This window comes from Rhodococcus sp. P4_B6 (assembly GCF_056402215.1).
Genome location: NZ_JBFUHV010000018.1, coordinates 60,601 through 72,503, shown reverse-complemented (window position 1 = coordinate 72,503; position 11,903 = coordinate 60,601). Strand labels below are relative to the sequence as shown.

At 68.7% G+C, this 11,903-nt stretch carries 9 protein-coding genes; all 9 read right to left on the bottom strand.

Features of this window, described 5'->3' with window-relative positions; translation table 11 throughout:
- Positions 1-1,605, bottom strand: coding sequence for a GMC family oxidoreductase (locus AC1DWT_RS11745; RefSeq protein ID WP_477920646.1), 1,605 nt, complete (start codon positions 1,603-1,605; stop codon positions 1-3).
- Positions 1,602-3,113, bottom strand: coding sequence for an aldehyde dehydrogenase family protein (locus tag AC1DWT_RS11740; protein WP_072946323.1), 1,512 nt, complete (start codon positions 3,111-3,113; stop codon positions 1,602-1,604). Before AC1DWT_RS11740 ends, AC1DWT_RS11745 begins: the two co-directional genes overlap by 4 nt.
- A 16-nt stretch (positions 3,114-3,129) precedes the next feature.
- Complete coding sequence (locus AC1DWT_RS11735) at positions 3,130-4,248, bottom strand: Zn-dependent alcohol dehydrogenase (RefSeq protein ID WP_095862361.1); 1,119 nt, start codon at positions 4,246-4,248, stop codon at positions 3,130-3,132.
- Between the two features lie 34 nt (positions 4,249-4,282).
- Complete coding sequence (locus AC1DWT_RS11730; RefSeq protein WP_072946414.1) at positions 4,283-5,299, bottom strand: ABC transporter permease; 1,017 nt, start codon at positions 5,297-5,299, stop codon at positions 4,283-4,285.
- Positions 5,300-5,304: 5 nt separating this feature from the next.
- Positions 5,305-6,822: a sugar ABC transporter ATP-binding protein gene (locus AC1DWT_RS11725; RefSeq protein ID WP_072946325.1), complete on the bottom strand. Its 1,518-nt coding sequence runs from the start codon at positions 6,820-6,822 to the stop codon at positions 5,305-5,307.
- Positions 6,819-7,850, bottom strand: coding sequence for an ABC transporter permease (locus tag AC1DWT_RS11720; RefSeq protein WP_206013368.1), 1,032 nt, complete (start codon positions 7,848-7,850; stop codon positions 6,819-6,821). The genes AC1DWT_RS11725 and AC1DWT_RS11720 overlap by 4 nt, the downstream gene beginning before the upstream one ends.
- Before the next feature lie 44 nt (positions 7,851-7,894).
- Positions 7,895-8,935: a sugar ABC transporter substrate-binding protein gene (locus tag AC1DWT_RS11715; RefSeq protein WP_206015992.1), complete on the bottom strand. Its 1,041-nt coding sequence runs from the start codon at positions 8,933-8,935 to the stop codon at positions 7,895-7,897.
- A 65-nt stretch (positions 8,936-9,000) separates the two neighbouring features.
- On the bottom strand, positions 9,001-10,188 hold the full coding sequence (locus tag AC1DWT_RS11710; RefSeq protein ID WP_072946326.1) for an acyl-CoA dehydrogenase family protein: 1,188 nt from the start codon (positions 10,186-10,188) through the stop codon (positions 9,001-9,003).
- Between the two features lie 12 nt (positions 10,189-10,200).
- The gene (locus AC1DWT_RS11705; protein WP_095862360.1) at positions 10,201-11,763 is read right to left on the bottom strand and encodes a CoA-transferase; all 1,563 of its coding nucleotides are present in this window, start codon (positions 11,761-11,763) and stop codon (positions 10,201-10,203) included.
- Between the last annotated feature and the right edge of the window lie 140 nt (positions 11,764-11,903).

The window sequence follows — 11,903 nt, the reverse complement described above, 5'->3', positions numbered from 1 at the left end:
TCATCCTTCCCCACGGATCAGATCGACGGCCTTCTCGGCGATCATCACGGTGGGAGCCTGCGTGTTGGAGCTGACGATCCGCGGCATGACGGACGAGTCGACCACCCGCAGACCCTCGATGCCCCTCACCTTCAGTTCCGGTGAGACCACGGCGTCGTCGCCGACGCCCATCGCGCACGTGCCGACCGGGTGGTACGAGGTGCGGCCGTACGCGCGAACGAACTTCACGTAGTCGTCCTTGGTGTTCACCGACAGGCCGCCTGCCAGGTGCTCCGCCTTGATGTGCCGGGCCATCGACGACTGCGCCATGATCTCCCGGCTCTGCCGCAGCCCCTCGATGCTCGACTCGAGGTCGAAGTCGGTGGCGAGGAAGTTCGGGTCGATCAGCGGCTGGGCGGTGGGATCGTTCGACCTGATCTTCACGGTACCGCGGCTCTCCGGCCGCAGCGCGTACGAGTTCAGGGTGCAGCCGTACCCCGGGCGGACCGCCGCGACGCCTGCCTCGACGCCGGCGGCGGGCAGGAAGTGGAACTGCAGGTCCGGGATCGACTCCTGCGCGTGCCCGAAGCTGAACCCACCGGCCTCGACGACCGTCGACGCCAGCGGGCCCCGCCGGAAGGCGGCGTACTCGAGTCCCGCCTTGGCCGTGGCCRGACGGATCAGGTTCAGGCGGTCGAGACTCTGGTACTCGCGGAGTTCGTAGATGACGTCGAGATCGCAGTGATCGTGCAGGTTCCGGCCGACCCCCGGAAGGGCATGGGCCACCTCGACATTCGCGTCCCGCAGATCGTCCGGGTGCCCGATCCCGGACAGCTGCAGGATCTTCGGCGATCCGAACGCGCCGGCGGCGACGAGCACCTCGCGCGACGCGCGGAACGTCTCCACACCGTGCGGGGTGAGCACCTCGATCCCGGTGGCGCGTCCGCCGTCGAGCAGAACCCGCGACACGGCGACGTTCTCCCGCACCGTCAGGTTGGGACGCTTCCTGGCGGGTGCGAGGTACCCGACCGCGGCGCTGCACCGGCGGGCGTTCTTCGTGGTCGTCTGGTAGAGGCCGACACCGTGCTGGTGATCGCCGTTGAAGTCGCCGTTGAACGGCAGGCCGAATTCCTGCCCCGCCTGGACGAACGACTTCGACAGCGGGTGCGGGTTGATCGGGTCGGACACTCCGAGCGGCCCGTCGGTCCCGTGGTACGGCGCCGACAGTCGTTCGTTGTCCTCGGACCGGAGGAAGTACTTCTGGATCTCGTCGAACGACCATCCGGCGCAACCGTATTTCAGCGCCCACTCGTCGTAGTCCTCGTGCGCGCCGCGGGTGAACACCTGGGCGTTGATCGAGCCGCCCCCGCCGATGACCTTGCCCTGAGCGAGCGGGATGACGCGCCCGTTGCAATGCTCCTGGGGGACACTCGAGAATCCCCAGTCGTATTTGCTCGCGGTCAGTTTCGCGAATCCCGCGGGCACGTGGATGAACGGATGCCGGTCGTTGCCGCCGGCCTCGAGCAGGAGAACCCGAACCGTCGGATCCTCGGTCAGCCGCCCGGCGAGCACACAGCCCGCCGTGCCACCGCCCGCGATGACGTAGTCGTAGGTGCCTGCACTCATCGGTTGCCTCCGGTCCAGTTCGGGAACACGCGGGTGCGTGGTCCGGTGCGGATCTGAATGGTCTTGACGTCGGTGAACTCGTCGAAGCCGGCCTGGCCCATCTCGCGGCCGAACCCGCTCTGCTTCATGCCGCCGGCAGGCAGTTGCGGGGCGCCGTCGATGGTGGTGTTCACCCACACCCGGCCGCTGCGCATCTCGCGGGCCACCCGCAGTGCCTTGTCGATGTTCTTGGTCCAGATCGACCCGGCCAGTCCGTACTCCGTGGCGTTCGCGAGCCGGATGGCGTGGTCGACGTCGCTGAACCGGGTGACGGTGAGGACGGGGCCGAAGATCTCCTCCTGGAAGGCGGCGGATTCTTCGCCGACGCCGTCGAGGATCGTGGGAGCGACGAAATGCCCTCGTCCCCAGTTCTCGCCGTCGAGCCGTCCACCACCGGTCAGGACGGTTGCACCGTCGCGCCGCGCCGCGTCGATGTGGCCGAGCACGTTCGCGAGGTGGCCCGCGTCGATCATCGGACCCAGTTCGCTCGCCTCGTCGAGCGGACCGCCCACCGTGATGCGGCCGGCGGCCTCGACGAGGCGGCTCAGGAAAGCGTCCGCGATCGAATCCTGGATCAGGAGCCGGGCGCCCGACACGCAGCATTCGCCCTGGTTGAAGAACACCCCGAACAGCACCCCGTCGAGGGCGTCGTCGAGGTCTGCGTCGGCGAACACGACGCTGGCGGCCTTGCCGCCCAGTTCCATCGACAGCCTCTTGACGCTGCCCGCGGACGCCTCCACGATGCGCTTGCCCGTCTCGGTGCTCCCGGTGAACGACAGGATGTCGACGAACGGGCTCTCCGCGAGGGGTGCGCCGACCACCGAACCGGCACCGGTGACCACGTTCACCACGCCGTCGGGGACGCCGGCCTCGGTGAGCAACCGGGCCAGTTCGAGTGCGGTGCCGGACGTGAACTCCGCGGGCTTGATCACCGCGGTGCAGCCGGCGCCGAGCGCGAACGGCAGCTTCTGCGCGAGCAGGAGCAGTGGGAAGTTCCAGGGAATGATCATGCCGACCACACCGGCCGGCTCGCGGACCACCATGGCGGTGCAGTCGTCGCCCAGCGCCGTGTGTGCCTCACCGTGCATCGTCATGGCCAGGGCCGCCGCGTATTCGAACAACTCGATGCTCGCCGCGACGTCACCGCGGGCGAGGGTGATCGGCTTGCCGGTCTCCTCGGCGTCGATGCGGGCGAGGTGTTCCTCGTGTTCGCGCATCAGCCCAGCGCAGCGCAGGAGCGCGCGGCCGCGGTCCATCGCGGTCCAGTGCGGCCATTCACCCTCGTCGAACGCCGTGCGGGCGACGGCGACGGCGTCGAGCGCGTCGGCGCGCGTGCCCGCGGTGTACGTCGCGAGTACGCGGCCGTCGGCCGGGCTGATCCGCTCGAACGTGGTGTCCGACTGGGGCACCGCCCGGCCACCGATGAAGTGCCCGTAGGTGCGGAGGTGTGTTGCTTCGACTGTCGACATCTGGAGCCGTTCCTTGTCAGTGTTCGTGGATGAGGACGCCGCGCAGGTTGAGCCCTGCGTGCAGGTCCGCGTAGGCGTCGTTCACCTGGTCCAGGGCGTATCGCCTGGTGATCAGTTCGTCGAGCTTCAATCGTCCCGACTTGTAGTAGTCGAGGAGCGCCGGGATGTCCCGGGTGGGGTTGCAGTTGCCGAACAGGACCCCGCGCAGGTGCTTGGCGTAGACCACCAGTTCGAGCGGGCTGATCGGGATCCCCGGTGCGTTCTGGCCGATCGAGACGACCGCGACGGTGCCCTCCTTGCGGACGGCGCCGAACGCGTCGGCGATCAGCTGACCGTCCACCACGCCGACGGTGACGACGGCGTTGTCGGCGCCCTGGCCGTTGGTGACCGAGCGGACGAACGGCATGGCCTCGTCGATCGACGCGTACGCGTGGGTGGCGCCGAGTTCGAGGGCACGTTCGCGTTTGAACGCCACCGGGTCGACGGCGACGACGTGCGCGGCCCCCGCGTGGTGGGCACCCTGCACCGCGTTGATCCCCACACCGCCGACCCCGACGACCAGCGTCGTGTCCCGGGGACGGACGCCCGCGCCGTTCACGGTGGAGCCCCAGCCGGTCGCAACCCCGCACGAGACGAGACAGGCCACGTCGAACGGGATGTCCGCGTCGATCTTCACGGCCTGGGCCTGGGAGGTGACGAGGTAGTTCGCGAACGTGCCGAGGCGCTGCATGGCGCCGATCGGCCGCCCCGACTGTGTGGCGAACCGCGCCGTTCCGTCGAGCATGAAACCAGCCTCCATACCGGCCCCCGTATCGCAGATATATTGCATCCCCTGCGCGCACCAGGCGCAAGTTCCGCAGGCGGGGAGGTAGGCGGTGGCGACGTGATCACCGACGGCGAGCCGGGTCACCCCGGGACCGACCGCGTCGATCACCCCGGCACCCTCGTGACCGCCGACCAGCGGCAGCGTGTTGGGGATGTCGCCGGTGACGAGGTGATCGTCGGAGTGGCACAGCCCGGACGCCATCACCTTGATCCGCACCTCTCCGGGACCGGGCTCGGCGAGGACGAGATCGTCGACCTCCCACTTGCCGCCCACTTCGTGAATCACCGCACCGCGTGCCGTCGTACTCATCGTTCTCCTTCGAATCTCACACTCACACAGAGTCCTATTTGATGATCGAGAGCCGGCTGCGGTCGAGCGTGACGGCGACCGCGACGATGACGACCACGCCGTACACGATCTGCTGAAAGCTGGGATCGATGCCGGCCACCGAACCGCCCACCCGGAGGACGGTGACCACCAGGGCGCCGACGAGCACCCGCCACGCGCCACCGATTCCACCGGTGATGGCGCAACCGCCGACCAGCACGGCCGCGATCGCGGGAAGCAGCAGCGAATCCGCGAGTTGCGGTGCGGCGCTCTGCTGCTGGGCCGACAACACGATACCCGCGGCTCCCGCGAAGAAGCCGGACAGGGCGAAGGCTCCGACCCGGACGACCCGGGTCCGGACGCCGCTCATCATCGCCGCGATCTCCCCCAGCCCGACGAGGTGGAAGACGTTGCCCCGCGGCGAGAACCGCATCGCGCAGAACACCGCGGCGACCGCGGCCACGCCCGCCCACACCGCCATCGGCAGTCCGAGCACCGTCCACGAACTGAGCCAGAAGATCGCGTCGTAGCCTTCGCTGATGTAGATGGTGGTCGATCCCGAGGCGACGAGCGCGACCGCACCCCAGAATCCCAGCGCACCGAGCGAGACGACGAACGACGGGACCTGCCCGAACACGATCAGCAGACCGGTCAGCGCACCGATCAGGGTGAGCGCCACGAGGGTGACGACGACCGCGAGCGGGCCGAGCGACCCGATCGCCGTCGCCAGGATCACCGTGGCGAGCGACGCGAGCGCCGCTACCGACAGGTCGATGCCGCCGGTGAGGATGACGAACATCTGCCCCAGCCCCAGCAGCAGGATCGGGACCGCCTGCGCCGAGACCACGGCGAGGGCGTTCACGGACAGGAAGTTCGGTTCGGCGAGCGCGACGAGGAGGACGAGCGCGACCAGCACGACCGACGGTCCCGCCAGGCGCAGCCGGTCCCGCGTCGTCCGGGACACCGCGGCCGCCGCACCCCCGGGTGCGCGCGTCTCGGCGGAAGTCCTCTCGGTGAAAGTTTCTGTTGCCACGGCGATCACATCATCTTCTCGAGGAGTTGGAGTTTGCTGGGTGGGTTTCCGGGCGGCGAGTCGAACTCGGCGGTGATCTCACCGTCGCGCATCACGATCACGCGGTGGCCGAGGCCGATCGCCTCGTCCAGGGTGTCGGCGAGCACCAGAATCGCCACTCCCCGCTCGGACAGATCGCGGAACAGTGCGTACAGGTCTTCCTTCGCGCCGATGTCGAGCCCGCGGGTGGGGTGGTCGAGCACCAGCACCTTCAGGCCGTCGCCCAGGATCCACTTGGCGACCACGGCCTTCTGCTGGTTGCCGCCCGACAGTCGCGCGATGTCGGCGTCGGGGTCGGCGGGCCGGATGCCGAGTGTGTCGATCCAGGTGCGCGCCGTCTCCTGCACTCGGGCGCCGGAGGAGATGCGGCCGCCGCCCGCCTTCACCGGATGCACCGTCGCGATGTTCTGCGCGACGGTCGCCCCGGCGATCATGCCCTCGACGCGACGCTCGGCGGGAACGTACGCGACACCGGACAGCACGGCGTCCGCCGGTGATCGGGGCGCCGAACGCTGCCCGTCGATCTCGACGGTTCCGGAATCAATGGGGACGGCGCCGAACACGGCGCGGGCCACCTCCTCGCGGCCGGAGTCGACCACCCCCACCACCGACACGATCTCGCCGGCGTGGACGTCGAGCGAGACGCCCGTCGCCTTGCCGCCACACGTGAGGTCGCGGACCGAGAGCGTAGGCGTGCCGGTCCGGGAGACGGCGCGCTTGCGCTCCGACGAGTAGATCTCCTCGGCCGCACCCTTGCCGATCATCAGCTGGTACAGCTCGGATTCGGTTGCCGCCGCGGCGATCCGCTCGCCGACGACCTTGCCGTCGCGCAGCACGTACACGCGGTCGGAGAAGCGGAGGACTTCGTCGAGACGGTGCGAGACGAAGATGACGGAACCACGCTCCTTGAGAGCGGTGACCCGGCGGTGGAGCACCTCGACATCCTCGGGTTCGAGCACCGATGTCGGCTCGTCGAGGATGAGGAGCGGCGGGTGTTCGGACTGCCTGGACGCGACGGCGCGCGCCACCTCCACCATCTGTCGCTGCGCGAAACCGAGCGTTTCGGTGAGCGCACCGGGGTCGACCGTCGACTCCACCACGGACAACATGTCCTGGGCGCGGGCGCGGATCCGGCGCCGGCGGAGGAATCCGGCACGGGCGGTGTCGCCCTCGTGCCCGAGGATCAGGTTCTGGCCGACGGTGAGGTTCGGCAGCAGCGACTGCTCCTGATGCACGACCCCGATCCCGTGGCCGGCGGCGTCGGCCGGGCTCGAAAAGCTCACCTCGCGCCCCCCGAGCACCATCCGGCCGCCGTCCTGGCGGTGCACTCCCGCGAGGATCTTGAGCAGTGTCGACTTGCCGGCGCCGTTCTCGCCGATCAGTCCCACCACCTCGTTCGGAGCGATGGACAGGCTCACGTCGTCGAGGACGGTGTTGGGCCCGAACTTCTTCGTGACGTTGCGGAGTTCCAGGAGAGATGTCATTTCACGACCCTCAATCGACTGCGGGCGGGCCACCCGGTCGCGATCACCGCGACCACGATGATGAGTCCCTGCGCGCCCTGCTGGATGTACGGGCTGGCGCCCGAGAGGAGAAGCCCGTTGCCGAGGACCACGAGGAGCAGCACACCCACCAGGGAGTGCAGGGGCCCACCGCGACCACCGGACAGCAGGGTGCCGCCGACGACCACCGCGGACAGGGTGAGGAACAGGCTTCCCGATCCGACGCTCACGTCGCCGACACCCAGCCGGATGGTGGCCAGCACTCCCCCGAGCGCGGACAGCAGTCCGGCCACCGCGAACAGGATGACCTTGGTGCGCCCGACCGGGACGCCCGCCAGGCGGCTTGTCGACTCGTCGCCGCCGATCGCGTAGGTGTGCATGCCCAGCCGGGTTCCCTTGCACAGCACCACTGTCACGGCCACGGCGGCGAGCGCGAACACCACGACGACGGGAAGTCCGAGCCAGTGGCCACCCGCCCAGGCGGCGAGCGACGGGTCGGCGAGTTGGGGGGTGGCGGTGCCGAAGAGCACGGTGGCGACACCGAGCCCGACGAACCAGGTTCCCAGGGTGACGAGGAAGGACGGCACCCGCGCGACGACGTGCAGCACCCCGTTGGCCACCCCGAAGAGCAGACCGACGCCCAGCGCGATCAGGACCGCGAGGAGTCCGAGGTCGTTGCCGTTGACGCTGTTCGCGGCGAGCAGGACGAACGTCAGCCCGCTGGCCGCCATCACGCCCTCGATCGACAGGTCCACGCCGCCCACCAGGACCACCAGCGTGGCGCCCATCGCGAGGACCACGGGAATGGCGGCCTGCTCCACGATCGCCATCGCGTTGCTCGCCGTCGCGAACCCGGGAGCCAGTGCGGCGAACACGGCGCACAGTCCGAGCAGGGCGGTGAGCGGGCCTGCGGTGGACAGTAACCGTCGCACGCGGGGTCTGGTGGTGCGCGTGGGCGGGCGAGTTTCGGCGGGAGTCGTCACCTCCCCCGTCATTTCGGTCGTCGACATCGTCACTCCTTCGGAAGATTGTGTGGTTCGTGAATGGTGAGGGGTTACCGGGCGACCGGGCCGGTGATGCGGGAGAAGGGATCCTGCACGGACCGCACGATCTCCTCGTCACTCGGCACGGTGCGGAATCGGTCGACGTTGCTCGCGGTGATCAGCGACTGCTCGACGTAGAATTCGCGGTTCTCGCGGGGCAGCGACGCGACGTCGATCTCCCCGGTCATGGCCTGGTAGCAGATGGCGAGGCCCATCGCTCCGTTGAAATAGGGGTCGGTCGTGTAGGTGGAGAGCAGTTCGCCGTCGGCGATGGCGCCCAGCCCTTCCGGGGTGGCGTCCGCGGCGCTGGCGATCTTGATCTCGCCCGCCCGGCCCGCTTCACGCACCGCCTGCAGCGCACCCAGGGCCATGGAATCGGTTGCGGCCCAAATGCCGTTCACCTGGTCGCCGTATTTGTTGAGCAGGGTCTGCGTGGTGGTGTACGCCTTGTTGCGGTCGAAGTCGGCGGGCTGGTCGTCGAGCAGGGTGACGCCGGACTGTCCGTCCATGGCCTGCTGGAGGCCCTGGAACCTGGTCTGGCTGATCTCGTTGGCGAGCAACCCCTGCAGCGCGATCACGCCGCCGGTGCCGCCGAGCGAATCGACGAGCGCCTTCCCGGTGTCGGCGCCCTGCTGGACCCCGTCGTAGGCGACGTAGGACGCCCACCCGTTGCCGACGTCCCAGGGGTGCAGGTCCGAGGGCTTGCTCCACTGGGTGACCGCGCACCCGCCGCTGTTCTGCACGGCACGCACGATCGCCGGGGTGTCGGCGCTCGTGTTCGGATTGATGTTGAGCAGGACGGTCTTTCCCGCGGCGAGCACAGACTGCAACTGCGACAGCGCGTTCTGCGAATCGCCGCCGTAGACGATCACCTTCAGTTCGATCCCCAGCGATTCGGCGTACGCGCGGCTGCCCTGGACCCACGCGGCCTCGTACGGGTTGGTCAGCGACCGGACCTCGGAGACCATCACCATGTCGCCGCGGTCGACGGTGGCGCCTTCCCGCTCGGTCCGTTCCGATCCCGTCGAGCAGGCGACGGCGGAACTCGCCATGACGGAGATGGCCGCGGCAACGCCGACGGCCCGGGCCGCCGCCCTGACCGATCGGTTCGCCGGTGTCATCGTTCGTCCGAGCCGGTGCCCGCGGCACCCTTCAGCACGGCCCGGCTGATGATGAGCCGCTGCATTTCGCTGGTGCCTTCGTAGATCTTCGTGATGCGGGCGTCGCGGTAGAGGCGCTCCACCTCGTACCCGCGGATGAAGCCGTTGCCGCCGAACACCTGCACGGCGGCGTCGGCGTGGCGCACGCATCCCTCGGACGCGTACAGCTTGGCCATCGAGCAGAGTGTCTCGGCGTCCGCCGCGCCGGTGTCGAGGGCCCGCGCCGCCTCGACCGACAGCGCGGTGCCGGCCCGCAGTTCGGTGGCCACGGTGGCGAGGGAGAACGAGATGCCCTGGTTGGCGGAGATCGGCTTGCCGAACTGGCTGCGGTCGAGGGACTGCCGGGTGGCGGCGTCCAGTGCGGCGCGGCTGATGCCGAGGCTCAGTCCCGAGATCCCGAGACGGCCCTTGGCAAGCACCTTCATCATGTAACCGAACGCCTTGCCCTCCTCACCGAGGAGCGCGTCGGACGACAGCCGGACGGAGTCGAACACCAGACCGCCGACCTGGGACGCCCGCTGCCCCATCTTGTGTTCGTGGTAGGCGCGGCTGACGCCGGGCTGGTCGACATCCACCAGGAACACCGAGATGCCACCGCGCTTCCCCAGTTCGGGGTCGGTGACGGCGAGCACGACCGCGAAGTCCGCGACCGGGGCGTTGTGGATGTAGATCTTCTCGCCGCTGAGCACCCAGCCGTCGCCGCTGCGCACCGCCCGCGTGGTGATCGACCCGAGGTCGGAACCGGAACCCGGCTCGGTGAGCGCGTAGGCGCAGCGCTTCTCGGCGGAGAGCATCGGGCGCAGGTACTGCTCCTGCTGCTCGGGGGTGCCGTAGTTGCCGAGCAGGCTGCCGAGGATCTCGACGAGCCCGCACTGGTCGGCCACCGACGCATAACCGTAGGACAGCGACTCCATGACGAACAGGTAGTCGAGGGCGGTGCCGCCGAATCCGCCGAACTTCTCGGGCACGGTGATGCCGAAGAGCCCGATCTTGCCCATCTCGGCGTAGATCTCTTCGGGGAATCGTTCGGTCTCGTCCAGTTCGCCGGCGACCGGCCGGATCCGTTCGTCGACGAACTCCGCGACGAGCTTGCGTTCGTCGGTTCCGAGCACGGACGACGGAATGACACTGTTTCCGGTTGGCATGTGGTTCTCTCCTCAGATGTGTACGGCGACGGGGGCGAACAGCCCCGCGTCCATCAGGCGTGGGTTCTTGATGATCGGACGGAATCCCATGTGCGGAAGAATGTCCCGATCGATGTCGATTCCGGGAGCGACCTCGGTGAGTTCGAGGCCGTCCCGGGTGAGCACGAAGACGGCGCGTTCGGTGACGTACACCGCCTCGCGTCCCTCACGGACGGCGAGAGCGCCGGAGTAGGTGACCTGGTCGACGCGGTCGACGAACTTCGGCACCGACCCTTCCCGCCGGATCACCAGTTCTCCCCCGACGATCTCGATGTCCAGTCCGCGCGCGGTGAAGGTTCCGCAGAACACGGCGCGCGGCGAGTTCTGGGAGATGTCGATGAACCCGCCCGGTCCGACGATGCCGCCGCCGATCTTGCTGACGTTGACGGCGCCGGTGACGTCGACCTCGGCCATGCCCAGGCAGCTGACGTCGAGCAATCCGCCCGAGAACAGGTCGAACTGGGTGGTCGACGAGTGCACGACCTTCGGTCCTCGTGCGGCCCCGAACAGGTCGCCGGAGACGGGGATGCCGTCGATCAGCCCCTGCTCGATGGCGAGGGTGACGTCGTCCAGGCGGTCCTGTTCGGCGAGCGCGTCCACGACCAGCGCGGACACCCCGAAGCCGACGTTCAGGACGTCGCCGTCCCGAACCTCGGCGGCGGCCCGCCGGGCGATCAGCATGCGGATCGGGTCGTGGTCCGTCGCGTCGAAGCCGGCGTTCGCCGCGTCGCCGGACAGTTCCGGGTCGAATTCGCCTGCGTACGTCTGCCATTGGGCTGGCGCGTGGACCACGTCGTCGACCAGGACCGCCGGGATGTGCACGAGCCGTGGATCGATCGGCCGGTCCAGCAGATTCTTCACCTGGACGATGACCCGGCCACCGCAGGCCTTCGCCGCCTGAGCGACGGCCAGCGCGTCGAGCTGCGCGGCCTCCCCCGAGCACGTGACGTTGCCGGACGGGTCGATGGAATCGCCGCGGACGATGGCCACGTCGACGGGAAACGGCTTGTAGCGCAGATACTCACGACCGTCCAGCGCGAGGAGTTCGACGAGGTCCTCGGTGGCGGACGGCGTGAACTTGCCGCCACCGTGCCGCGGGTCGACGAACGTGTCGAGACCGGTGGCGGTGACGAGGCCGGGACGGCGCGCGCCGATCTCCCGCAGCAGCTGACTGATCGCGCCGCCGGGCCATGCGTACGCCTCGATCTCGTCGTTGCGGACGAGTTCGATCATCGTCGGCGACCACGTCCAGTGCCCGCCGATGACCCGCTTGATCATGCCCTTGTGCGCGAGGTGGTTGGTTCCGCGGCGCACCCGGTCACCGATGCCCAGAGCGTGCACGATCGTGAGGTCCCTGGGCGATCCGGTCGCGAGAAAGCACTCCTCCAGCGCCTTCAGCACAGTGTCCGGTTCGAGGATTCCGCCGCCCGAACCGGTGAGGGCGATCGTCGATCCTGGTGCGATGCCGCTCACGGCTCGTGTCGCGGTGGTCGGTGTCCAGCGCCTCGCCGCGGCACCCGGTCCGGGATGTGTCATATCCGCTCCTGTAAATGCTTACATTTGGCCAATCGGTCCATGAACGCCATGTACCTCGGTTATTGACACACTATATTGTGAGCTGAACAACATCAAGAAAGCGGTTACAGAATTTTCCCGAGACTGATCCGGCTATCGGA